This window comes from Planococcus sp. APC 3900 (genome assembly GCF_030407735.1).
GTDB classification, from domain to species: domain Bacteria; phylum Bacillota; class Bacilli; order Bacillales_A; family Planococcaceae; genus Planococcus; species Planococcus notacanthi.
Genome location: NZ_JASDCT010000004.1, coordinates 89637 through 113515 on the forward strand (window position 1 = coordinate 89637; position 23879 = coordinate 113515).

The 23879-nt window shown below is 48.4% G+C and carries 22 protein-coding genes; 18 read left to right on the top strand and 4 right to left on the bottom strand.

The window, feature by feature from the left end:
* Nucleotides 1–206: 206 nt before the first annotated feature.
* Together QMA04_RS09525 and QMA04_RS09530 are read right to left on the bottom strand one after the other, a co-directional pair.
* Nucleotides 207–563: a DUF1801 domain-containing protein gene (locus QMA04_RS09525; protein ID WP_203341113.1), complete on the bottom strand. Its 357-nt coding sequence runs from the start codon at nt 561–563 to the stop codon at nt 207–209.
* 13 nt (nt 564–576) lie between these two features.
* On the bottom strand, nt 577–1095 hold the full coding sequence (locus tag QMA04_RS09530; protein WP_290185384.1) for a helix-turn-helix domain-containing protein: 519 nt from the start codon (nt 1093–1095) through the stop codon (nt 577–579).
* 160 nt (nt 1096–1255) lie between these two features.
* On the opposite strand from QMA04_RS09530, the gene QMA04_RS09535 reads away from it, so the two are divergent.
* From QMA04_RS09535 to QMA04_RS09545, 3 genes are all read left to right on the top strand, one after another.
* Complete coding sequence (locus tag QMA04_RS09535) at nt 1256–2566, top strand: MFS transporter (protein WP_290185385.1); 1311 nt, start codon at nt 1256–1258, stop codon at nt 2564–2566.
* Nucleotides 2567–2595: 29 nt separating this feature from the next.
* Complete coding sequence (locus tag QMA04_RS09540; RefSeq protein ID WP_290185387.1) at nt 2596–3579, top strand: ornithine cyclodeaminase family protein; 984 nt, start codon at nt 2596–2598, stop codon at nt 3577–3579.
* A gap of 610 nt (nt 3580–4189) precedes the next feature.
* Nucleotides 4190–4831, top strand: a complete 642-nt coding sequence (locus QMA04_RS09545) for an alpha/beta fold hydrolase (RefSeq protein WP_290185389.1) — start codon at nt 4190–4192, stop codon at nt 4829–4831.
* A 33-nt stretch (nt 4832–4864) separates the two neighbouring features.
* On the opposite strand, the gene QMA04_RS09550 is transcribed toward QMA04_RS09545, so the two are convergent.
* Nucleotides 4865–5425, bottom strand: coding sequence for a maltose acetyltransferase domain-containing protein (locus QMA04_RS09550; protein WP_290185391.1), 561 nt, complete (start codon nt 5423–5425; stop codon nt 4865–4867).
* A gap of 115 nt (nt 5426–5540) precedes the next feature.
* On the opposite strand from QMA04_RS09550, the gene QMA04_RS09555 reads away from it, so the two are divergent.
* The 15 genes from QMA04_RS09555 to QMA04_RS09625 all read left to right on the top strand — a co-directional run bounded on the left by QMA04_RS09555 (nt 5541) and on the right by QMA04_RS09625 (nt 22929).
* On the top strand, nt 5541–6182 hold the full coding sequence (locus tag QMA04_RS09555; protein WP_203341108.1) for an alpha/beta family hydrolase: 642 nt from the start codon (nt 5541–5543) through the stop codon (nt 6180–6182).
* 167 nt (nt 6183–6349) lie between these two features.
* Nucleotides 6350–6916 (top strand): MEDS domain-containing protein, encoded by a 567-nt coding sequence (locus tag QMA04_RS09560; protein WP_290185395.1) that lies wholly within the window; start codon nt 6350–6352, stop codon nt 6914–6916.
* 696 nt (nt 6917–7612) lie between these two features.
* Nucleotides 7613–9202 (top strand): glycoside hydrolase family 13 protein, encoded by a 1590-nt coding sequence (locus QMA04_RS09565; protein ID WP_290185397.1) that lies wholly within the window; start codon nt 7613–7615, stop codon nt 9200–9202.
* A gap of 22 nt (nt 9203–9224) precedes the next feature.
* Nucleotides 9225–10100 carry an ROK family protein gene (locus QMA04_RS09570; protein WP_290185399.1) on the top strand — a complete coding sequence of 292 codons (876 nt, stop codon included), beginning with the start codon at nt 9225–9227 and terminating at the stop codon, nt 10098–10100.
* 233 nt (nt 10101–10333) lie between these two features.
* Nucleotides 10334–11638 carry an ABC transporter substrate-binding protein gene (locus QMA04_RS09575; protein ID WP_290185401.1) on the top strand — a complete coding sequence of 435 codons (1305 nt, stop codon included), beginning with the start codon at nt 10334–10336 and terminating at the stop codon, nt 11636–11638.
* 113 nt (nt 11639–11751) lie between these two features.
* Nucleotides 11752–12612, top strand: a complete 861-nt coding sequence (locus QMA04_RS09580; protein ID WP_191716360.1) for a carbohydrate ABC transporter permease — start codon at nt 11752–11754, stop codon at nt 12610–12612.
* A complete protein-coding gene (locus tag QMA04_RS09585; protein ID WP_191716359.1) occupies nt 12612–13427 on the top strand; it encodes a carbohydrate ABC transporter permease in 816 nt (271 codons plus the stop codon). Before QMA04_RS09580 ends, QMA04_RS09585 begins: the two co-directional genes overlap by 1 nt.
* Nucleotides 13428–13439: 12 nt before the next feature.
* Entirely contained in the window at nt 13440–14459 is a 1020-nt protein-coding gene (locus QMA04_RS09590; RefSeq protein ID WP_290185404.1) for a LacI family DNA-binding transcriptional regulator, read from the top strand.
* A 12-nt stretch (nt 14460–14471) separates the two neighbouring features.
* Nucleotides 14472–16112 (top strand): glycoside hydrolase family 13 protein, encoded by a 1641-nt coding sequence (locus QMA04_RS09595; RefSeq protein ID WP_290185406.1) that lies wholly within the window; start codon nt 14472–14474, stop codon nt 16110–16112.
* A gap of 829 nt (nt 16113–16941) precedes the next feature.
* Entirely contained in the window at nt 16942–17388 is a 447-nt protein-coding gene (locus tag QMA04_RS09600; RefSeq protein ID WP_223635164.1) for a DUF4385 domain-containing protein, read from the top strand.
* Nucleotides 17389–17455: 67 nt separating this feature from the next.
* Nucleotides 17456–18343 carry a TIGR01777 family oxidoreductase gene (locus QMA04_RS09605; RefSeq protein WP_191716355.1) on the top strand — a complete coding sequence of 296 codons (888 nt, stop codon included), beginning with the start codon at nt 17456–17458 and terminating at the stop codon, nt 18341–18343.
* A gap of 147 nt (nt 18344–18490) precedes the next feature.
* Nucleotides 18491–18760: an RNA polymerase sigma factor gene (locus QMA04_RS09610; protein ID WP_191716354.1), complete on the top strand. Its 270-nt coding sequence runs from the start codon at nt 18491–18493 to the stop codon at nt 18758–18760.
* A 151-nt stretch (nt 18761–18911) separates the two neighbouring features.
* Nucleotides 18912–19385, top strand: a complete 474-nt coding sequence (locus QMA04_RS09615) for a MarR family winged helix-turn-helix transcriptional regulator (RefSeq protein ID WP_191716353.1) — start codon at nt 18912–18914, stop codon at nt 19383–19385.
* The gene (locus QMA04_RS09620; RefSeq protein ID WP_191716352.1) at nt 19382–21106 is read left to right on the top strand and encodes an ABC transporter ATP-binding protein; all 1725 of its coding nucleotides are present in this window, start codon (nt 19382–19384) and stop codon (nt 21104–21106) included. Before QMA04_RS09615 ends, QMA04_RS09620 begins: the two co-directional genes overlap by 4 nt.
* On the top strand, nt 21103–22929 hold the full coding sequence (locus QMA04_RS09625; RefSeq protein ID WP_191716351.1) for an ABC transporter ATP-binding protein: 1827 nt from the start codon (nt 21103–21105) through the stop codon (nt 22927–22929). The genes QMA04_RS09620 and QMA04_RS09625 overlap by 4 nt, the downstream gene beginning before the upstream one ends.
* A 45-nt stretch (nt 22930–22974) precedes the next feature.
* On the opposite strand, the gene QMA04_RS09630 is transcribed toward QMA04_RS09625, so the two are convergent.
* Complete coding sequence (locus tag QMA04_RS09630; protein ID WP_290185413.1) at nt 22975–23787, bottom strand: CPBP family intramembrane glutamic endopeptidase; 813 nt, start codon at nt 23785–23787, stop codon at nt 22975–22977.
* Nucleotides 23788–23879: the final 92 nt, after the last annotated feature.

Consider the following 23879-nt stretch of genomic DNA (forward strand, 5'->3'; position numbering starts at 1 on the left):
ACGAGGCGGATTGCGCCTCGTTTTTTTTATGTGTTTAAGGTTATTTTCAATGTGCAGCAATTCGGCTGCCTTCACTTTTCTTATTGTCCAGACTCCAGCACCCAGATTCTAGGGTCATAAGCCCCCTTGGCTATGCGGCTGAAGAAACGCCGCTTCGCCAATGCGTCTTATGCCCGTCGAATCTACATGGGCGCTTCCGCTTTTCGTTATTTCCGATTCAATTCCACTGCATCCCAGATTAGCAGCTTCAGCTCATCCGCCTGGATGTCATCGGCCCGGTTCAGCCGGACATGACGCATTTTTTTGCCGTCGCCTTCCAGTAGATTGGATTCGTCGCGAAGTTCGGCGCCCCGGTAGAAACCGAAGTTGACGTGGTTTTTGGCGGTCTGCATATAGCACACCAGCCCTTCTTTGGCGTAGCTCGGCTTAGCCCATTTAAAGCCTTCGTCCATTTCGGGATAGGCTTCGAACACCAATGTGCGCAGCTGCGCCACGATTTCCTGTGTCGGGCTTTCCAGCGCTTCGATAAATTCATCTACTTGCGGATCTTTGATTGGATGCATAGACGGACTCCCCTTAATTCGTTTTGGATGATACCAGTAAAAACCGTACATCTTGTTCCGTTAAGTTGAACCAATAATGTTTTTGGCGTGCATCGAACAGGATCGACTGCTGCTGGGCGAGCTCGGTGCGTTCGCCTTCGACTTCCACAGTCAACACCCCATCCACCACAAATAAAAACTCGTAGCCGCTGTGCGCAAAAGGATTGCCTTCTGAATCACCCGGCTTCAAGGTCACCAGCATCGGTACGAAGCTGGCTTCTTTTACTCCTTGTGACAAATCTTTGTAATAAAACCGTTCGAGGCGCGTTGCCCAATCGATTTCCTCGGTTTCATTCGTAAAAAACAGGCTGGGGTCCACGTTCAGGGCATCCGCTATTTTGCGCAGCGATTCCAGCGTCACGCTCGATTTGCCGCGTTCAACCTGCGACAGAAAACTGATGGAGACATCCGTTTGTTCCGCCAGCTCTTTTAACGTCATCTTGCGCTCCTTGCGAAGGCTTTTCAGTGTAATCCCAATTGTTCCGTCCGACATGCAGAAACCCCTCTTTGCTAAATGTTCTGCTTTCATCATACCGTAGATGGTGGAGAAATAAAATTATGACAAGATATTGACAGAATATTGCTAACTGACTAAACTGTTGAAAAGGGAGAATTAAAGTGTCACTTCAATTTATTCGCAAGGGGGAAATAGAATGGATAAAAAACAAACACGTAAGGTATTGACAGCGAGTCTGGTGGGAAGTTCGATTGAATGGTTTGATTATTTCCTGTACGGTACGATGGCAGCTTTGGTATTCAATCAATTGTTTTTCGTCAATGAAGATCCGACAGTCGGGCTGATGCTCGCTTACGCATCTTTTGCCTTATCGTTCTTTATCCGTCCATTCGGCGGCATCATCTTCAGCCATATCGGCGATCGCATCGGCCGCAAAAAGACGCTGGTCATCACCTTAAGTTTGATGGGATTTGCCACGTTCGCTATGGGGTTATTGCCGACATATCAGGCGATTGGCGTTGCAGCACCTATTCTGTTGATTTCGCTTCGTTTGATTCAAGGGCTTGGCATCGGCGGCGAGTGGGGAGGGGCGCTGTTGCTGGCAACAGAATACGCACCGCCTGAAAGACGCGGATTTTTCGGCAGTATCCCGCAAATGGGCGTCACCATCGGTATGGTTATGGGAACCTTGGCTTTATACATCATGACGTTATTGCCGGAAGCGGCGTTCATGAGCTGGGGCTGGCGTGTGCCGTTCATCCTGAGTGCGTTCCTGGTGATCTTCGGCTTATGGATCCGTAAAGGCATCGACGAAACGCCGGAATTTAAAGCCGTTCAGGCATCCGGTGAAATTCCTAAAGTGCCGATTGTGGAAACCTTGAAATACCACTGGCGCGAAGTATTGATTGCCATCGGCGCAAAAGTTGTTGAAACGGCACCGTTCTACATTTTCGGAACTTTTGTCGTATCGTATGCAACAACGAATCTTGAATTTTCAAGAACCGCGACGCTGGCGGCGGTTATGATTGCGACAGTCATCACAACGATTTTAATTCCAATCATGGGTGCATTATCCGACCGTGTCGGCCGCAAAAAGATGTACATTACAGGATCTGTGGCGATGGCGTTATTCGCTTTCCCGTATTTCTGGTTGTTGCAGCAAGGGTCTATAGCTTTATTGATCATCGCGACGATTATCGGGCTTGGCATCATTTGGGCGCCGATTACAGCAGTGCTGGGCACGATGTTTTCAGAAATCTTCGACGCCAAAGTGCGTTATACTGGAGTTACATTAGGCTATCAGATCGGTGCAGCCCTGGCAGGCGGAACAGCGCCGCTCGTCGCAACATTCCTATTGGCGACATTCGATAATTCTTATGTGCCGGTAGCGCTTTACATCATCCTGACGGCGGTCATTTCACTCCTGTCCATCTGGGCAGTAAAGGATTTGAGCGGTAGACAGGCTCAACCGGAACCAACTTTAGTAACAAAAGAAAGCCGCGTCTAAGCGGCTTATTTTTTAGGGGGCTATTTACTGTGCTTATCATCAACGAACAGCAGATTCAGCAGCAATACCACATGGAAGACGCCATCCGTGACGTTACGGAAATGCTTCGGGCCAAGCAAGAGGGACAGATCAACAGTCCGCATCGTACGGTTCTTGATTTCCCGGAACGGCAGGCATCGGCGTTATACATGCCGAGTGCCGATATGGCGAATAAAATCTCTGGCGTCAAAATCGTCACCATCTTCCCGGAAAATCCGGCACAGGGCAAGCCGACTACGCAAGGCGTCATCTTATTATCCGACGGCGACAATGGCGAGCATGTCGCGATGATGACCGCTTCTTATTTAACCCGCTTGCGGACAGGGGCGCTCAGCGGCATCGCCACCGATTTGTTGGCACGCAAAGAAAGCCGTGTGCTGACCGTCATCGGCACAGGCGCGATGGCATTTGAGCAGGTGCTTGGCGTACTGGCGGTGCGGCCAATCGAAAAGATCATCCTGGTCAACCGGACGCCGGCAAAAGCGGAGCGCTTCGGGGAAAGCCTTGTGGCATTCGGTGTGGAAATTCCATATGTCGTTGAGACCATCGTCTCGTCGGCAGTTCAACAGGCAGACATCATCTGCTGCGCGACACGTTCGAACGAGCCTGTGTTTAACGGGGAAGACTTGAAGCCAGGAACGCATATCAACGGCGTCGGCTCTTACTTGCCTAGCATGCGTGAAATGGACGAAACCACTATCCTGCGCGCCAATAAAATCGTGGCGGATGACATTGCCGGCGTCAAAGACGAAGCGGGCGAACTGATCCACAGCGCGGCAAGCGGCGCCTGGTCATTCGACCAGCTGCATGCAGAACTTGCGCAATTGGTTGCTGGCGACATTGCCGGACGTGAAGCAGAATCCGAAATCACTTTCTTCAAATGCGTCGGCGCCGCTTATTTCGACTTAGCCGTCGCCAAAGGCGTTTACAGCAAAGCAGAAGCAAGCGGAGCGGGCATGAAAGTGGAATTGTAGTTTTTTGAAGAGGGGATCCCGTAAGCGGCAATTGGCGCTTACGGGATCCTTTCATTATGTGGAGGTTTTGGGTTTTACATGAGATTTTTGTGGTGCTACCTGAACTATTTGCGATTCTACATGAAGAGTGAAGATCTTTACCTGAACAAATCGCGTTTCTACCTGAAGTCTTCGCGGCTACACGAACTATTTGCGATTCTACATGAAGAGTGAGGATCTTTACCTGAACAAATCGCGTTTCTACCTGAAGCCTTCGCGGCTACCTGAACTATTTGCGATTCTACATGAAGAGTGACGATCTTTACCTGAACAAATCGCGTTTCTACCTGAAGCCTTCGCGGCTACACGAACTATTTGCGATTCTACCTGACATATTCTCATCTTTACAGGAACTCCAACAATCCAAAACCTAGAATGCCGAAAAACGCAGTTCGGCTGCGCGAACTGCGTTTTGCTAAAAGCGGTAGGAGCTTACTCCAAACTAGATGGTTGAACGCAGCAACAAGCTTTTAGGGGATATCTCAAGAAAACGGATAAATATGCAAAACTCTCATAAAAACTTATACACTTCATGGGATATTTTGTATAATGATGGAAAGAGGTGGGAGAAGTGAAGCTGATTAGAGGAGACGTTCTGGGGTATAGAGGGATAACAGTCCCTTATAATTTTATTCGAAATTCTGGAAAGGCAAAAACCTTGGCGATTTTTTTTCCGGGAGCAGGATACAAGACCACGTCGCCGTTGTTTCATTTTACAGAGGAAGTCTATCTAAACAGAGTTTATGATGTGCTGTGTGTGGACTATCGTTATGTAGACAAAGAGTACGATGATTTTACAAATGAAGAATTGGACCAAGCTGTGAAAGTGGATGCAGCTGCTGTTTTGGATAAGTTCTTTTTAGATGCGCAATACGATGAATACTACATAGTAGGCAAATCGTTGGGGACCATAGCGATGAGTTTGGAAGTGAAGAAGAGGCGGTTTGAAAAGGCCAAACTGATTTGGCTGACGCCGTTGATCAATCAGCCGGGGGTTTTGGATGCGATGATTGACAGCCCCCACCGCGCTTTATGTTTTATTGGTGATCAGGATCGTTATTATTCTGAAGAAAATTACCGCAAGCTTGAAGCCAATCCAAATCTGGCAACGAAATTGTATCCCGGATTGAATCATAGTTTGGAGTACGGGGACAGGCCGGTGGATTCGATTGGCATGCTCCAGAACATTATTGCAGACATCGATAAATTTTAATCAAAAAAGCAACGCGCCGATGCGCATTGCCTCTTATTCTTCGATATGGCCGATTGGTTTTGCGGGATTGCCGCCGACGATGGTATTGGCGGGTACATCTTTGGTGACCACGGCACCCGAAGCGATGACGGCGTTGTCGCCGATAGTGATGCCGGGATTGATGACAGCACGGCCGCCGATCCAAACATTGTGGCCGATGGTGACGGGTTTGCCGAATTCTTTGCCGGAATTGCGGGCAACCGGATCGAGCGGATGAGTCGCTGTGTAAATGTGGACACCCGGCGCAATCATGCAATTGTCACCGATCCTGATTTCGCAGACATCCAGAAACACACAATCGAAATTGGCGTAGAAGTTATTGCCGACGTGGATGTTAAAACCATAATCGCAGCGGAGATTCGGTTCAACATGGATCAATTCGCCGGTTGAACCAAAGAGTTTTTTCAGCAGAATGGTCCGGTCCTGGCCATCCATTTCGGTTGTTACATTGAACAAGCGGCTAAGGCGGCGGGCATTCATGCGTTTTTGGCGCAGCTCGGAATCCTGCGGATCATACATTTCACTAGCCAGCATCTTTTCTTTTTCCGTTTTCATTCGTCAACCTCCCAGCAATAATCATGATAATCTGATTATATCATAGCTAATTCAGGAAACATTTAGTAAACTTATGGAATATTCTTTATAATAGAGAGAGATAGGAGTGGGAGTTATGAAAGCAATTAACAACAAAGTCATCGGCTACAAAGGAATCGAGGTTCCTTACACAGTGGTGCTGACAGAGGATTATACAAAGAAGTTGGCGATCTTTTTGCCGGGTGCGGGGTACACCGCAAAAAGTCCAATGTTTCATTTTGCAGAAGAGATTTTCTTAAATCAAAACTATGACGTCTTGCGGGTCAACTATCAATATACAGACAAAGCATACGATGAGTTCACCATGAAAGAATTAAATGAAGCGATTGTCCAGGATGTGCGTTTGGTAATCAGTGAAGTGCTCAAAGGAAGAAACTATCAGGAATTCTACTTGATCGGCAAATCCCTCGGCACCATTGCGATGGCTGCCGAAATGAAGCGTCCGGAATTTAACGAAGCCAAAGCCGTTTGGGTAACGCCGTTAATGAATCAAGAAGACGTACTGAACACCATGGTAAACAGCAGGAATCCTGCCCAATGCTATATCGGCGATAAGGATCGCTACTACTCGGCGGGAGCTTTCGAATTGCTGAAAACGAATCCGAGCCTGGAGTCAACATTGCTGCCCGACATCAATCACCGATTGGATTGCGAAACCGATCCACTCAAATCCATCGATGCGTTAAAGCAGATCATCGCTGGAATTAAGAACTTTTAACCATCCACCATCCGCATAACTGTGGGTGGTATTTTTTTAGCTTTGCCGTAGTATTTATTCAGCTATAGTCCAGCCGCAAACAAATAAGAGGACGTGTGTTCTCTTTTTCTGTATAATAAGCCCAGTAAAACTTTGTCTGAAGTTGAAAATGATGAAGGGGTGATAAATTGAACAAAAATATGTTGCAATTATTTGAAGAATGCAGAGATGTCCACGTCCTGTATTCGTATGAGGAAACCGAAAAATATATCGAACAAGTCGTGGCTTATGCCAAGCACGGCGTTGAAGCGGGAGATTATGTCATTCTGATTGAAAATCCCCGTTTGACTCCCAAAATACAAACTGAACTCAAGCTTCAACTTTCTGAACAGCAAATGGAATTCATTCATTTTGTAAGAAGTTATGACTTTTATTATTCCAGCGGAAGTTATCATCCGCCAGCGATTCAGGCGTATTTTGAAAAAACGATCGAACCTTATTTAGCCAAACAAGCCACGTTCAGATCCTGGGCGCATGTAGAATGGGCGACGATGGAAGACCCGATCCACTTGGTGAAGGATTTTGAAAAGATCATCGATGTTGCGGTAAAAGAATACGAATTTCCATTGATTTGCGCCTACGCAAACAAATCAATGCCGAAAGATATTAAAAATATGCTGCTCGAAGTGCATCCATATGTTCTGGTAGAAGACGATGTAGTCGTCTCAGATTTATATGCCGCAGCAGAAGCTTAATCACATAGCCTGTGAAACGTGGCAAAATCTATCGTTAACCTCACACTACCGGGAAAGCCCGGTAGTGTTTTTTTGATTTATGCTAGACTCGCCATCGGAAAAATTTCAGCGGAAACAGTCAATGTTATCTATCTGAGCTATTGCTATCTACGGCTTTCTACAAGGATAATTTGTCTCGCTACATGCCCAAGTGGGGCTGCTACATGAACAAGCGCCACTCCTACCGCGATTGCCACTCTCTACCGGAAGTTACCGCGTTTATACAAGGATAATGTGTCTCGCTACATGCCCAAGTGGGGGTGCTACATGAACAATCGCCACTCCTACCGCGATTGCCACTCTCTACCGGAAGTTACCGCGTTTATACAAGGATAATGTGTCTCGCTACATGCCCAAGTGGGGCTGCTACATGAACAATCGCCACTCCTACCGCGGTTGCCGCTCTCTACCGGAAGCTACCGGGTTTCTACAAGGATAATTTGTCTTGCTACATGCCCAAGTGGGGCTGCTACATGAACAATCGCCACTCCTACCGCGAAAGACGCCTCTTAAGAAAGCATCCTAATAAAAAGCGTTAGCCATCTTCAACCGAAACGCTTATAAAAATCAATGAATTGCCAACATTTAGTTGGCAATTCTGCAAATTCATGTATGATGTTAGAATAATATTCACTTTAAGGGGAAGAGGGGATTTTGATGGCAGAATGGTGGAAAAAGTCGACGGTGTATCAAATTTATCCGAGGAGTTTCATGGATTCGGATGGAGACGGCATCGGCGACATTAGAGGCATTATTCAAAAACTTGATTACTTGCATGAGCTTGGGGTGGACATTCTTTGGTTGTCGCCGGTCTATGATTCACCGAACGATGACAATGGCTACGACATCCGCGATTATTACCAAATCATGAAAGAATTCGGCACCATGGCAGATTTTGATGAATTGCTGGAAGGGGTTCATGCTCGCGGCATGAAGCTCGTTATGGATCTTGTCGTCAATCACACGTCTGATGAACACGAATGGTTCAAAAACCATCCCGACTTTTACATATGGCGCGACGAGCCGACGAATTGGCGTTCATTCTTCAGTGGCTCGACATGGGAATTCGAGAAAGAACGCGGCCAGTATTACCTGCATTTGTTTTCCAAAAAGCAGCCGGATTTAAATTGGGACAATCCGGAATTGCGTGAAGCGGTCTACGAAATGATGCGTTGGTGGCTCGATAAAGGGGTAGATGGCTTCCGCATGGACGTCATCAACATGATTTCAAAAGTGCCGGTCATGCATGATGCACCGGGCGGCGACGGCAGCCATCAATTCATGAATGGTCCGAATGTCCACACCTACTTGAGAGAAATGAACCAGCAGGTGTTGTCGCAATACGATATTGTTACGGTCGGTGAAATGCCGGGCACAACGCCGAAAGAAGCGCGCGATTACACGGCTGCAGAAAACCGCGAACTTAATATGATTTTTACGTTTGAGCATATGGGGCTCGATCAGGCATCTGGCGAGAAATGGGATTTGAAGCCGCTGAAATTGACGGACTTGAAAGAGAATCTGGAAAAATGGCAGCATGGCCTCCATGATGAAGGCTGGAACAGTTTATACTGGAACAACCACGACCAACCGCGTATCGTTTCCCGTTTCGGCAACGACACGGACTATCGTTTGGAATCGGCGAAGATGCTCGCCACATGCCTTCATTTCATGCAAGGGACGCCTTATATTTACCAAGGTGAAGAAATTGGCATGACCAATGTACGCTTTGATTCAATTGCCGATTACAAAGACATCGAAACAGTGAATATGTACGCGGAAAAAAGCGAAGCCGGTATTCCGCACGAGATCATCATGGAGAAGATCCATGTCAAAAGCCGCGACAACGCCCGGACGCCGATGCAATGGTCGGCTGAGCCGAACGGCGGATTTACAACCGGGACGCCTTGGCTGAAAGTGAACCCGAATTACACGGAAATCAATGCTCTGCAGCATAAAGATCCAGAGTCGATTTATCAGTATTACAAAAAACTGATCGGTTTCCGCAAAGACATGGACATCATCACGCACGGCAATTTTGAACTGCAGTACCGCGAAGACGATGAACTGTTTGCCTACACGCGTTCATGGAATGATGAATTGCTGACGGTTTACTGCAATTTTTCGGACCAGCCAAAAGCGGCAGCTCGCCCTGAAGGCCATGTGCTGATCGGCAATTACTCAGCTGATGCCGGTGAAGGGGATATTTTGTTGAGACCGTACGAAGCGGTTGTTTATTACAAATAAAAGCGTAAATGGAGGAAAAGCTATGGCAAACGTATTAGGCGTCGACATTGGTGGAACAAAAGTCCGCATGGGTGTCATTGATGACAAGGGACAGATTTTATACGACGAACAGATTCCAACCGAGATTCCGTTGTACCCGTATCTGGAAGCGAATATCCTGCGCATGCTGGAGGCGAGGCCAGAAATCGATGCAATCGGCATCGGCACACATGGCTTTGTCGATCCGAAGCAAGGCAAAGTCATCTATGCTGCGGAAACATTACCGGGCTGGACCGGCACACCAGTTAAGGAATGGCTGGAGAAGGCAACAGGAAAGCGCGTCGAAGTGGAAAACGATGCAAATGTTGTCGCACTTGCGGAAGCGAAGTTTGGTGCGGCGCAAGGACTGGACCGCGTGGTCGTCTTAACGCTCGGCACAGGCCTTGGCGGTGGCGTATTGTGGGACGGAAAGCTTTTGAGTGGCGGCCCTCATGGAGGAGCAGCTGAACTTGGCCATATGATCCTTTATCCAAATGGCGTGAAATGTGCATGCGGAAGACTGGGCTGCAGCGAAATGTACGTTTCCGGCACGGCATTGCGCCGCCGGATCCGCGAAGCGGGGCTGGACATCACGCCGCCTGAACTGTTTGAGAATGCGGAGAAAGATCCGGCAGCAAAAAAAGTAGTGGAAGAGTTTACAGGCGACTTGGCCCTTGTCATCAGCAGCCTGCAGGCAGCATTTGATATGGAAATGGTCATTATCGGCGGCGGTGTTTCCGAAGCAGCGGACTTATGGATGGAGCCTTTCCAACGGCAGCTCAAACCGATGTTATTGAATCCGTTGCAAGTGGAAGTGGCGCGTTTTGAAAACGATGCAGGCATTTTAGGTGCTGCATTGCTGGTGTTGGAAAATGAATGATCCGCAGAAAAGCAGTGACGGCCTAAGAGCTGTTGCTGCTTTTTTCTGCTCGTGCTAAAACGCAAATTAAGCAAAAAAAAAATGAAATAATTTTAAATTACATATTGTGCAAACGTTTTCATGGTGGTATGATACAAATAATTAATTATTGGAAACACGCTTCAGAGAGTTTCCATTTTTTATTTACGACTTTGTGCAAACGATTGCATAAAAACCAAAAGGGGGAGTTTGGGATGAAGGATTTTAAGTTCAGCAAGGGGTTAGTGGCATCATTGATGTTGTCGGCAGCAGTATTGGCGGGGTGCAGCAGCGACGGGGAAGAAGCTTCAGGTTCAGGAAGCGAAGATCAGGTAACGGTTGATATTTTCCAGTTCAAAGTGGAATTTAAAGACCAGTTTGAAGACGTAGTGGCGCTTTACGAAAAAGAGAACCCGGACGTCAATATTGAAATCACTACTGTCGGAGGCGGAGAAGATTATGGCGCGGCACTTCGTTCACGCTTTGCATCCGGAAACGAACCGGCAATCTTCAACATCGGTGGACCTCAGGACGTTGCGGACTGGAAAGACAATTTGTCTGACTTGGCTGAAACAAAAGCAGCGGGAGCCGCACTTGAAGGCACACTGGACGGCGTAACGGTTGAATCTGAAGTGCTTGGACTTCCTTATAACCAAGAAGGATACGGCTTTATCTACAACACACGCCTGTTTGAAGAAGCCGGAATCGATCCGGCGTCCATCACAGATTTCGCATCACTTGAAGAAGCTGTGAAAGCATTGGATTCGAAAAAAGACGAATTAGGACTTGAATCGGTTTTTGCTTTTCCAGGAAAAGAAGCATGGGTAACAGGACTTCACTTATCGAATACATTCCTGGCACCTGAATTCGACAACAATGTATTGGCGGCATTTGACGCAGAAACTGTCGACTTTAAATACGCAGACGGTTACAAGAAAATCGTCGATCTGCAAAACGAATATTCGAAACAGCCGACTGTGAGCCTTGATTATTCTCAACAAGTCGAAGAACTGTTCTCTCTTGAGCGTGTAGCGATCATCCAACAAGGAAACTGGGCTTACGGCTCAATCGCTGGAATTGACCCTGAACTTGCAGACAGCGGTGTCGGCCTGATGCCGATTCCTGTAGAAGGTCTGGATAACGCAGGCTTACCGGTTGGCGTACCGATGTACTGGGGCGTAAACAAACAAGCGGACGAAGATGTCATCAGAGAATCAAAAGAATTCTTGGATTGGCTTTATACTTCAGACGCTGGAAAAACAGCAGTAGTGGAAGACTTTAAATTCATTCCTGCCTATGAAGGGTACGATACTTCAAAAATCTCCGATCCAATGTCGAAAGCGATTTATGATGCATCCGAGTCAGGCAACACAATCGGTTGGGTGTTCATGGGCTATCCGACTGGATGGGGTGAAGATGAACTTGGCGCAAGTATCCAAAAATACTTGAGCGACGAAGCAAGCTGGGACGAAGTCATCGAATCAGCTAAAGAAGCTTGGAAAACAAGCAGAGCTGAATAATAACATAACAATCCGGTTTTCATCATGAGCGTGATAAACAAAGTAGCCTCTGTGCTACTTTGTTTTGTTACCGGAGCTTTCATGGAATGAGTTAAGGAAGGAAAGGTGCCTACATGCGTACAAAAGATTTATCCTATTGGTTGTTCCTCGCCCCCGTTTTACTGGCGCTAACGCTGGTTGTCATCGTTCCGATGCTGCTTGGAGTTTATTATTCATTCACTTCCTGGAACGGTATTGTAACTGGTGAATTCGTCGGTTTACAAAATTACATTGATTTGTTCAAAGATGAGCGGTTCTTGGATTCTCTGTGGTTCACAACAAAATTCTCGATTGTTTCAGTTATCCTGATCAACATCATCGGACTGTCGCTGGCATTGCTAGTGACGGGACGCGTCCGTTCAAGCAAATTATTGCGTACAACATTCTTTATGCCGAACTTAATCGGCGGATTGATCTTAGGATTCATTTGGCAGTTCATTTTCATCAAAGTATTCGCCAGTGTCGGTGAAATCATCGGCATGGAAAGCCTGCAAGGTTGGCTGTCTACGACAGACACCGGATTCTGGGGCTTGGTTATTTTGATGAGCTGGCAGATGGCCGGGTACATCATGGTCATCTACATCGCTTATTTGGAGGGGATGCCGAAAGAATTGCTGGAGGCTTCTGAAATTGATGGAGCTTCCACATTCCAGCGTTTCCGTTACATCGTCTTCCCACTTGTTGCGCCTGCGTTCACAGTCAGCATGTTCCTGACGCTGTCCAACTCGTTCAAATTGTATGACCAGAACTTGTCGCTGACAGGCGGCGGACCTTACAACTCAACTGAAATGGTGGCAATGGAAATTTTCAAGACTGCGTTCACGCAAAATGCCTTCGCTTATGCGCAGGCCAAAGCGGTCATATTCTTTGTCATCGTTGCAATCATCGCTCTTGTTCAAGTTTATGTGAACAAACGCAAGGAGGTTGAAATGTAATGCGGAAAAAGTGGGACATCAAACTGGAAGTCCTCGGGGGATTATTGGCGCTTTTATGGCTGGCCCCTTTTTATCTCATGTTCGTCAACTCGTTCAAATCAAAAAAAGAAATATTCATGGATACCATCAGCCTGCCGGCAGAATGGAACTTCGATAATTACATCACCGCTTTCGAAGAGCTTGATTTTATGCGTACGCTTTTCAATTCACTGCTGATCACTATCGTCAGCGTGGTTTTGATCATCGTCTTCTCTGCGATGGCTGCGTATGCGCTGTCCCGTGCGAAAAGCAAACTCAGCACGGTGCTGTTTTTTGTATTCGTTGCAGCGATGTTGATTCCATTCCAGTCGGTCATGATTCCGCTCGTGACGGTATTTGGCCAATTTGAAATGCTGAACCGCGGCGGCTTGATTTTCATGTATCTCGGATTCGGTGCAAGCCTATCGATTTTCCTTTACCACGGCGCCTTGAACAATGTTTCGCGCTCGCTGGATGAAGCAGCAACAATCGACGGAGCCAACCGCTGGCAGGTATTCTGGTACATTATCTTCCCGATTCTGAAGCCGATTACGGTGACTGTGGCGATCCTGAACATTATCTGGATTTGGAATGATTACTTATTGCCGTCATTGGTCATCAACACCCCGGGAAGCGAGACAATCCCATTGAAGATGTTCTTCTTCTTTGGGGAATATACGAAACAATGGCATCTGGCGCTTGCCGGCTTGACGCTTGCCATCATTCCAGTTATCATTTTCTACTTTATTGCACAACGTGAAATCATAAAAGGCGTATCGGATGGAGCAGTAAAATAAGGGGGCAGCATCATGGCAGTCACGATTAAAGACGTTGCGAAACAAGCTGGCGTGTCGCCGGCCACTGTGTCCCGTGTCATCGCCGATAATCCACGAATCAGCAGCAAGACCAAACAAAAAGTACGGGAAGTCATGGAAGAACTGGGCTACTTCCCGAATTTCCAGGCCCGTAATCTGGTAGCGAAAAAGAGCCAGACTCTTGGCATCGTTATGGAAAATTCGGCGACACTGGCATTTCAAAATCCTTTCTTTCCGGAAGTGCTGCGTGGCATTTCAACACGTGCGCACGGCAGCCAGTATGGCTTGTATTTGTCGACAGGCGCTACACAGGAAGAAATCCACAGGGAAGTCGTGGAAATGGCACAAGGGAAACGAGTCGACGGCATCATCCTGTTGTATTCGAAAATCGGCGATCCGGTTATGGAATACTTGGGACAATGCGGGTTGCCGTACTCTGTAGTTGGACGTCCGTATAAAGATCCGGAAACCATCTCGTATGTCGACAACGATAACATCAACAACGCCAAAGAAACGGTGGAATATTTGATTAGCCTCGGACATCAGCATATCGCTTTTGTTGGAGGGGCTACGGATTTCGTCGTTTCGCTGGATCGGATGGAAGGTTACCGGCAGGCACTGGACCAACACGGCATCCCCTTTGTTGAAGCCTACGCAGTGAACCAGGAACTCATGCAAGGCAAGGAACGCGAAGCAATCCGCCAGTTGATGGCGCTCGACGTGCCGCCGACAGCCATCGTCACACATGACGACATGGTCGCATACGAAGTGATCGGCTACCTTGAGGATCTGCAAATCAGAGTACCCGAAGACATTTCCATCATCGGTTTTAACAATCACGCCATTTCAAAACATTTAAAGCCGCCGCTCAGCACCGTCGACATTTCCATTTATGAACTCGGACTGCATGCAGCGGAATTGGTATTAGAGAAAATAACGGACGAATCGGTGCCTCCAAAGCAAGTCGTGGTTTCATCCCGGCTGATTGAAAGAGGATCTTGCCGCCGTCTTTGAGAGGGATCGGATATGAATAAAAAATGGTGGAAAGAAGCAGTCGTTTATCAGGTTTATCCGCGCAGCTTCATGGATTCTGACGGCAATGGCCTGGGCGACATCAACGGCATCACAAGCAAATTGGATTACTTGAAAGAATTGGGCATCGATGTCATTTGGGTATGTCCGATGTACAAATCGCCGAATGACGACAATGGGTACGACATCAGCGATTACCAGGCCATTTTGGAAGATTTCGGAACCATGGAGGATTTCGACCGCCTGCTGGAAGAAGTGCACGCGCGTGGCATGAAATTGATCATCGACTTGGTGATCAACCACACGAGCGATGAACATCCTTGGTTTGTGGAATCGCGTTCCTCCCGCCACAATCCGAAGCGTGATTGGTATGTCTGGCGCGATGAGCCGCTCAACTGGGAAAGCATCTTTGGTGGACCGGCTTGGGAATACGACGAAAAGACCGACCAATATTACTTGCATGTCTTTTCAAAAAAACAGCCCGATTTGAACTGGGAAAACCCTGAAGTCCGCAATGAACTCTTTAAAATGGTCAATTGGTGGGTAGCGAAGGGCATCGACGGATTCCGCGTAGATGCCATCAGCCACATCAAAAAAGAGTACACGAACGTTCCGGATCTGGACGGCCATCTCTTTGTACCTTCATGGGAAAAGATGATGAATGTCGACGGCATCCAACCGCTGCTTCAGGAATTATACGATGAAACCTTCAGCAAACACGACATCATGACAGTCGGTGAAGCGAACGGCGTTTCAGCGGATGAAATCCACGATTGGGTCAGTCCCGAGAATGGCAAATTCAATATGATTTTCCAGTTTGAAGACATCGGCTTATGGAACACCGAAGTGCGCAATGGTGTCAACGTCCCGGAATTGAAGACAGTCCTCAGCAAATGGCAGGAAAAAGTGAACGGCAATGGCTGGAATGCTTTATTCATCGAAAACCATGACCGGCCGCGCATCGTTTCGACTTGGGGCAACGACCAGTCGTACTGGCGTGAAAGCGCGACGGCACTCGGCTGCATGTATTTCTTCATGCAAGGGACACCGTTCATCTACCAGGGCCAGGAAATCGGCATGACGAATGCGCCGTTTGAAGAACTCGATCATTTTGATGACGTCCATACACATAATCTGTATTTCCATAAGAAAGAAAGCGGAATGGAACATGATGCCATCATGACCGTTTTGCGTGCGACCAGCCGTGACCATTCCCGCACACCGATGCAATGGAACAGCAGCAACCACGCCGGCTTCTCGGACGTTTTGCCATGGATGGGCGTCAATCCGAATTACGAATGGCTGAATGTCGAAGCGCAGGAAAACGATCCGCATTCGGTACTGTCTTTTTACAAACAGATGATTTGGCTGCGCAAAAACATGGATGTATTCGTCTACGGCGACTACCAGCTGGTGGACATGAACCACGACTCCGTATTTGCCTATACGCGTGAAAACAAAGACGACAAGGTATTGGTCGTAACGAACCTTGCTCAGCATGCGGTCTTATGCGCAGTGGATCCAGAAGATTCCACACTGCTTCTGGCCAATCATCAAAGCATCGACCCCGCGCAATTGCTTCCATATGAAGCGCGTGTCTACAAAATCTCAAAAGATACAAACCTGAATGGATAAGACCAGGGGGCTGAAAAACGCCCCCGACGATAAAGACCGGAGGAAACCGTGGAGGTTTTCTCTGGTTTTTTGTTTTTTATAGGAGGGATGGGGTTTCTACCGGGGTCGCCACTCTTTACAGGAGGATACCGGTTTTCTACCTGCACAACTTGTGTTGCTACATGACAAGTGGAGCTTTCTACATGAACAATCTTCATTTCTACCGGGGTCGCCATTCTCTACAGGAGGATATTGGATTTCTACCCGCATAACTCGCTACGCTACATGACTAGTTGAGCTTTCTACATGAACAATCTTCATTTCTACCGGGGTCGCCACTTTCTACAGGAGGATACCGGTTTTCTACCCGCACAACTCGCGTCGCTACATGACAAGTGGAGCTTTCTACATGAACAATCGGCGTTTCTACCGTGATTACCACTTTTTACAGGAGGATACCGGTTTTCTACCCGCACAACTCGCGCCGCTACATGACAAGTGGAGCTTTCTACATGAACAATCGGCGTTTCTACCAGGGTCGCCACTCTCTACAGAAGGATATTGGATTTCTACCTGCACAACTTGTGCCGCTACATGACTAGTGGAGCTTTCTACATGAACAATCGGGGTTTCTACCGGGGTCGCCACTCTTTACAGGAGGATACCGGTTTTCTACCCACACAACTCGCGCCGCTACATGACAAGTTGAGCTTTCTACATGAACAACCCCCATTTCTACCGCAATCCCACTCTCCACACAAAGACTCAACGCTTCACTTCCTATGGATTCACCCACCCCAATCAAGGGTATAACTCTAACAAAGCAATCAGTATAAAGGAGTCGATCAACGTGGCGTTTGATTATGATTTGGATTACGAGAATTTGGATTTGCGGAAACATCCTGAGCTGTATCGTGTGGGAAAAGGTGAGCAGGGGGTGTTGCTGGTGGAGCCGTATAAGAGTGAAATTTTGCCGCATTGGCGTTTCAAGACGCCGGAAATTGCGCAGGAATCGTGCGATAAGATTTCGGAGATGTTCGAGGAGTACCGTAAGCAGGATGATTTTGTGGGAATGGACATGGCGCGCAAATTCATTCAGATGGGCTACACGCGGGCGCGCCGCTACACCAATTACAAAGGCGGCCGCAAATACAATGAAGACGGCAGCATCAAGGAAAGGGAAATCGATCCGGTGAAGGCGGAATCGGCAGCGATCTTCAAAAAGCGCTGGGACGAAATCCGGGAAGATGAAGATTACTTGAAGCGCAAAAAGAAACATCAAAAAGAATTTGGCTGAGGCGCATCTTTTATTCCACTAAAGCGTCAAGTAGCTTGAGACCAACTTACAGAAAATGGGTGATTGGATGAAGAAGATCGTATTGGCTGGAGGCACCGGATTTGTCGGACAGTATTTGGAACAGAAATTCACAGACCAGGGGTATCAGGTTGTCATTATTTCACGGCAGCCCGGCCATTTGAATTGGAGCAACCATACCGGAATCGTCAACGCGTTGGAAGGCGCTGAGATGGTGATCAATTTGGCGGGGAAATCGGTGAACTGCCGGTATACCGAAGCGAATAAGCGCGAGATTTTCGATTCGCGGATGGAGACGACGGAAGCATTGGGAACCGCGATTCTGGCTTGTGACAATCCGCCTCCGCTTTGGATTAATTCCAGTACGTCGACGATCTACCGCCATGCGGAAGACCGGCCGATGACCGAAGCGAATGGGGAATTCGGCAGCGGCTTTTCGGTGGAGGTCGGCAAAGCGTGGGAGCAGGCGTTTTTCACGTTCAAGCTGCCGAATACACGGCAAGCGGCATTGCGTCTGTCGATTGTTCTCGGCAAAGACGGCGGTGTCATGCCGCCATACGAAAACTTGGTGCGCTTCGGACTTGGGGGCAAGCAAGGCAACGGACGTCAAATGTTCAGCTGGATTCATCTTGAAGATGTTTATCGCATCATCCTGTTTATACGTGACAATGAAAACATCAGCGGCGTCATCAATACCACGTCGCCGGAACCTGTCACCAATCGCGAACTGATGAAGCAATTGCGGCTAACGATGGACCGGAAGTTTGCTTTGCCGGCAACCAAGTGGATGCTGGGAATAGGCGCAGTGGTTATTGGGACAGAACCGGAATTGATCTTGAAAAGCCGCTGGATTTTGCCGGAGCGGCTGCAGCAGGCTGGATTTCGTTTTACCTACCCGACGCTCGATAAAGCGTTGGAAAACATTTTGAACAATTAAATGAGATAGACCGATAGCACTAGAAAACTCTGCGAAAGGCGGAATTTTCTGGTGTTTTCTATTTTATTTTAAAAAAATGCCTTTATTTCGAGATAGTTGGGTTTAGGACGATTGCCTAAAGGCAATGGCAGAGGAGGGGGTGACAAATTGACCATAGACGAGAAATTAATGATGGGCATACTGAACCGGGAACAACAGGCGCTGTCCGATTTGTATGACCGCTACCACCGGATCTTATGGAACATTGCACGCCAAGCCGATTCAGACTCGTCCGTCTGTGAGCAGCTTGTCGCTCAGGTGTTTCACACGGTTTGGAACGAGCCGAGAAACTTTATGCAGAACCGCAAACTGCTGGCGCAGCTCATTGACTGTTGCCATTCGCATAGCGCCAAATCCACCATAAAAATATGTTCTTGAAGCAGTCGCATCTCCGCTTGTTGGAGATGTTTTTTATTGCCATAAAAGCCGGTACTCCAAAGTTGACGGACCGGACCAATCGGAGTAGCTTATAGGATATGTAATGATAGTTCCATTTGGAACGGTTCGGAAATGAAGGAAGGTGCTATAGATGAATGAGAACAAAGAAATGGATGCGTATATGCAATTGATGCTGTCATTTGCCCATGTACAGAAAAATATGGTGCGCTTCATTCAAAAGTCGGCAGTGGAAAAAGGGCTGTCGATTCCGCAATATTCGATTTTGATGACGATCATCAGCTGCAAGGAAATGACCCAGAAAAATATTGGGGAAAAGACCTTCCTGCCGAAAAGTACGTTGAGCCAGGCGGTGGATGGACTAGTCAAAGAAGGCTATCTTGACCGCCGGCAAGTCGAGGACAACCGCCGTGAAACCTTGCTGGCACTCAGCCCGAAAGGCCAGGCGTTGGTGGAGGAACTTCATCTTCAGGAAGATGGCCTGCATCAGGTGTTCAAAGCGGCCAGTGAACAGTTTACGGACGAGCAGGTAAAAGAACTGCTTCGCGCGCACCAAAAAATTTCGACGTATTTAAAAGAAGTGGAATTAGAGGTGGCAACGAAATGATTAAAATCCTGAAAAACCTCAATCCGTATAAATGGGTTGTGCTGGCAGTCGTGTTGCTGGTATTCGGCCAATCGATGGCAGAACTATTCTTGCCGACCTTGATGGCGGACATCATCGACAACGGCGTCGTTAAAGGGGACATTCCGTATATATGGCGGATCGGCGGCTGGATGCTGCTGGTTTCGGCAATCGGTGCTGTCGCTGCGGTCTTTGCCAGTTTTTATTCGTCACAAGCGGCGATGGGGCTCGGACGCGATTTGCGGCAGAAAGTCTTTAAACACGTCAGCCAGTTTTCACTGCAGGAATTCGATGAAGTGGGAACGGCTTCACTGATCACACGCACCACAAACGATATCACCCAGGTGCAGCAAGTGGTCATCATGATGCTGCGCATGGTCATCAGCGCGCCGATCATGCTGGTCGGCGGCGTCATTATGGCGGTTTCGAAAGACGCACAATTGTCGCTGGTCATCATCGGCGCGATGCCGGTATTGGCCATTGCGATCTTGTTGATCTTGAAATACGGAATGCCTTTATTCCAGGAAGTCCAAAAACGTTTGGACGGCTTGAACCTGGTGGTGCGTGAAAACCTGACGGGCATTCGTGTCATCCGCGCTTTTAACCGCGAGCCGGAAGAAAAGGAACGCCTTCAAAAAGCCAACCGTGAATTGGCCGATGTTTCCATTAAAGTCAATAAAGTCATGGCTTTCCTGATGCCGGTGATGATGTTGGTCATGAACATGACCGTCGTCGCTGTCATCTGGTTCGGGGGTATCCGCATCAACAACGGCGCCATGCAAATCGGGGATCTGATGGCCTTTATCCAATACGTCATGATGATCATGTTCGCATTGGTCATGGCTTCGTTCATGTTCGTCATGGTTCCGCGTGCAGCGGTATCGGCGAAGCGCATCAACGAAGTATTGGAAATGAAACCGGCGTTCGCGGACGACGGCACCGCCAAAGCGGACCGTGCACGGGGCACGCTGGAGTTCGAAGATGTCACTTTCTATTATCCGGGAGCGGAAGAACCGGCGCTGTCGAACATCAGCTTCACCGCCAAACCGGGAGAAATCACCGCCTTGATCGGCGGGACGGGCTCCGGCAAGTCGACGCTGGTCAATCTGGTGCCGCGCTTTTATGATGTCAAGAGCGGAACCATCCGCGTCAACGGCGTCGATATCCGCGAAGCTTCGCAACAGGAAATCCGTTCGAAAATCGGCTTTGTGCCACAGAAATCGGTTCTTTTCACCGGGACCATTGCGGACAATATCCGCTTCGGCAAACAAGACGCCACGCAAGCGGAAATGGAACACGCGGCAAGCATTGCGCAAGCGACAGAGTTTATCGATCAAATCAAAGGCGGCTACGCAGCTGAAATCGAGCAGGGAGGTTCCAATCTGTCAGGCGGACAGAAGCAGCGCCTGTCGATTGCCCGTGCATTGATCCGCAAGCCGGATCTCTATATTTTCGATGACAGTTTCTCGGCGCTCGACTTCAAGACAGATGCCAAGCTGCGCAGAGCATTAAAAGACGAAACGCGAAACGCTACAGTCCTATTGGTGGCACAGCGCGTCAGCACCGTCGTCGATGCGGACCGCATCATTGTTTTGGAAAAAGGAAAAATGGTGGGCATGGGCACACACGAAGAACTGTTGAAATCCAATGAAGTTTACCGTGAAATCGCCTTATCCCAATTGTCAGAGGAGGAGATCGCATGACCAAGATGGGACCTCCTCATGGCGGAGCGAACATGCCGCCGCAAAAAGCCAAGGATTTCAAAGGCACATTCCGCCGCCTTGTTTCTTATTTAAAACCGCGCCGCAAGAAACTGGCAGCGGTCTTCCTGGTCGCCATACTCAGTACGGTGTTCACCATCGTCGGACCGAAAATCATGGGGATGGCGATCACCGAATTGTTCGAAGGGGCATACGGCCAGTTGCAGGGCGTGCCGGGCGGCGGCATTGACTTTGGGGTCATCGGCCAGATTCTCGCCGTCCTTGCCGGACTCTATCTGTTCAGCAGTTTGTTCAGCTATATCCAGCAGTATATGATGTCGACGGTGGCGCAGGACACGGTCTATGATCTGCGCCAGGACGTCAATAAAAAACTGGAGAAACTGCCGCTGAAGTATTTTGATGGACACGCAAACGGCGAAACCTTAAGCCGTATGACCAACGACATCGACACCATCGGCAGCACGCTGCAGCAAAGTTTAACGCAATTCATTACTTCCATCGTTACCATTGTCGGGATTCTGGTGATGATGCTGACCATCAGTCCTTTATTGACATTGATCGCACTTGTTTCGTTGCCGCTGTCTTTATTCGTCATCGGACCGATTTTGAAGAAATCCCAGAAATACTTCAGCAGCCAGCAAAAAAATCTGGGGCGCTTGAACGGCCATGTGGAAGAAATGTACACAGGCCACCAAGTCGTCAAAGCATTCGGCCATGAAGCGAAATCCAACGAACAATTCGATGAAGTCAATGAAGAACTGTACCAAGCGGGCCGCAAAGCCCAATTTATTTCGGGGATCATCATGCCGATGATGACGCTGATCGGCAACTTGAGTTATGTCGTTATCAGCATCGTCGGCGGGATCCTGGTGACGCAGCGTGCCATCTCCATCGGGGATATCCAAGCGTTCATCACCTATTCCAAACAGTTTACGCAGCCGATCACCCAAACCGCGAACATCGCCAACATCATTCAATCGACGATTGCCGCGGCTGAACGGGTCTTCGAATTGCTGGATGAGCAAGAGGAAGTGGAAGAAGTGACGACTTCCGTTCTGCCACGTGCGAAAGGCGCTGTCGCTTTTGAAGATGTCGACTTCGGCTATGACCAAGACTTGCTGATCGACAAAATGAACATCGATGTACGGCCTGGGCAGACGGTTGCGATCGTCGGGCCAACCGGTGCCGGCAAAACGACTTTGATCAACCTATTGATGCGCTTCTATGAATTGAATGGCGGACGCATCCTGATTGATGGCCTGGATTCGCGGGAAATGTCGCGTCATGAGCTGCGCCAGAACTTCGGTATGGTGCTGCAGGATACGTGGCTCTTCAACGGCACGATCCGCGACAATATCGCCTACGGTAAAACCGGTGCCAGCGAAGAAGAGATTTTGGCAGCGGCAGAAGCGGCACATGCCGATCACTTTATCCGGACCTTGCCGGATGGCTACGATACCATCCTGAACCAGGAAGTATCGAATATTTCACAAGGGCAAAAACAATTACTGACCATCGCCCGTGCGATTCTCGCCGATCCGCCGATCATGATTCTTGATGAAGCGACTTCGAGCGTCGACACACGGACCGAAATCTTTATCCAGCAAGCGATGAACCTATTGATGAAAGGGCGCACCAGCTTTGTCATCGCCCATCGCCTGTCGACCATCAAAGACGCCGATTTGATTCTTGTAATGGACAAAGGAACGGTCATCGAGCAAGGCACGCACCAACAGCTTCTCGACAAAGACGGTTTCTATGCCGATCTGTACCACAGCCAATTTTCAACGGAAGTGGCTGTTTAAGCCCAAAAAGGTCGACCGCACGATTTGTGCACGGTCGACCTTTTTCTATTGTTGGATTTCTTCAGGCGCTTTTGGCAAGCCGCGCCCCAGCCAGAAAATGGCGCCGATCAACAGCACCGCGCTGATGCCAAGTACTACGGCATTCGGAGCCGCTTTCGCATAGATATCGGCCAGACTGAAAATGGCGAGCGATTCCGGCCAAGTCGGTGCCAGAAACAACGCAGCCGCTGCCAATGAATTATTGATGATGTGCAATAAAATCGGCACCAATAAATTATTGGTCTGCAAATACAGCAGCGACGCCACCACACCAAAGAGGAAAGCGCCGACAATATCCAAATGCAAAATACCGAACAGCAGGCTGGAGATCAAAATGCCTCCCCACATGGAGGTTTTCGCAATCATGCGCTTCAGCAGCACGCCGCGGAACATGAACTCTTCCACAATCGGTGCCAAAATGGCAATCGTGAAAATCGTGAAAACGATATACCCGGGCGTATTCGGCACCGGGAATTCTTCCAGCATGAAATTCACCAACCACGGGGCGACGGGCGCCAACATGAACAACTGGAACCAGAACATGCTGATGGAAAAAGCAATCGACACCACCACCAACGCGAATAAAGCCGGCAGCCATTTCCGGATGCCGTTTAAAGACAGCACATCCCAGACAGAAGACTGGTGTTTGCGGAAATAATAGCCGAAGTAAAGGCCAGGGACCACAACATACAGCACCAATTGGCTGACGACATCAAGCGTGATATCGCTGACATCGAGCGCAATCAGGATAATCAGAGTCGCGATCATCCCTAATACCGAAAACAGGATCAAGTAACGCGCCTTCATTTGTTCAAACATGGAGCACCCCTTTCTGATAAGCAGTTTGGAATTAGTTATATAGAGTATACGCCATTTAACGCAGCGGGTTTCATTTAATAACGGAACCTGGA

Excerpts from the sequence above, each read along its gene's own strand:
- QMA04_RS09525 (WP_203341113.1), bottom strand. The coding sequence starts at position 563 with ATGCATCCAATCAAAGATCCGCAAGTAGATGAATTTATCGAAGCGCTG.
- QMA04_RS09530 (WP_290185384.1), bottom strand. The coding sequence starts at position 1,095 with ATGTCGGACGGAACAATTGGGATTACACTGAAAAGCCTTCGCAAGGAG.
- QMA04_RS09535 (WP_290185385.1), top strand. The coding sequence starts at position 1,256 with ATGGATAAAAAACAAACACGTAAGGTATTGACAGCGAGTCTGGTGGGA.
- QMA04_RS09550 (WP_290185391.1), bottom strand. The coding sequence starts at position 5,425 with ATGAAAACGGAAAAAGAAAAGATGCTGGCTAGTGAAATGTATGATCCG.
- QMA04_RS09555 (WP_203341108.1), top strand. The coding sequence starts at position 5,541 with ATGAAAGCAATTAACAACAAAGTCATCGGCTACAAAGGAATCGAGGTT.
- QMA04_RS09565 (WP_290185397.1), top strand. The coding sequence starts at position 7,613 with ATGGCAGAATGGTGGAAAAAGTCGACGGTGTATCAAATTTATCCGAGG.
- QMA04_RS09570 (WP_290185399.1), top strand. The coding sequence starts at position 9,225 with ATGGCAAACGTATTAGGCGTCGACATTGGTGGAACAAAAGTCCGCATG.
- QMA04_RS09575 (WP_290185401.1), top strand. The coding sequence starts at position 10,334 with ATGAAGGATTTTAAGTTCAGCAAGGGGTTAGTGGCATCATTGATGTTG.
- QMA04_RS09580 (WP_191716360.1), top strand. The coding sequence starts at position 11,752 with ATGCGTACAAAAGATTTATCCTATTGGTTGTTCCTCGCCCCCGTTTTA.
- QMA04_RS09585 (WP_191716359.1), top strand. The coding sequence starts at position 12,612 with ATGCGGAAAAAGTGGGACATCAAACTGGAAGTCCTCGGGGGATTATTG.
- QMA04_RS09590 (WP_290185404.1), top strand. The coding sequence starts at position 13,440 with ATGGCAGTCACGATTAAAGACGTTGCGAAACAAGCTGGCGTGTCGCCG.
- QMA04_RS09595 (WP_290185406.1), top strand. The coding sequence starts at position 14,472 with ATGAATAAAAAATGGTGGAAAGAAGCAGTCGTTTATCAGGTTTATCCG.
- QMA04_RS09605 (WP_191716355.1), top strand. The coding sequence starts at position 17,456 with ATGAAGAAGATCGTATTGGCTGGAGGCACCGGATTTGTCGGACAGTAT.
- QMA04_RS09615 (WP_191716353.1), top strand. The coding sequence starts at position 18,912 with ATGAATGAGAACAAAGAAATGGATGCGTATATGCAATTGATGCTGTCA.
- QMA04_RS09620 (WP_191716352.1), top strand. The coding sequence starts at position 19,382 with ATGATTAAAATCCTGAAAAACCTCAATCCGTATAAATGGGTTGTGCTG.
- QMA04_RS09625 (WP_191716351.1), top strand. The coding sequence starts at position 21,103 with ATGACCAAGATGGGACCTCCTCATGGCGGAGCGAACATGCCGCCGCAA.
- QMA04_RS09630 (WP_290185413.1), bottom strand. The coding sequence starts at position 23,787 with ATGTTTGAACAAATGAAGGCGCGTTACTTGATCCTGTTTTCGGTATTA.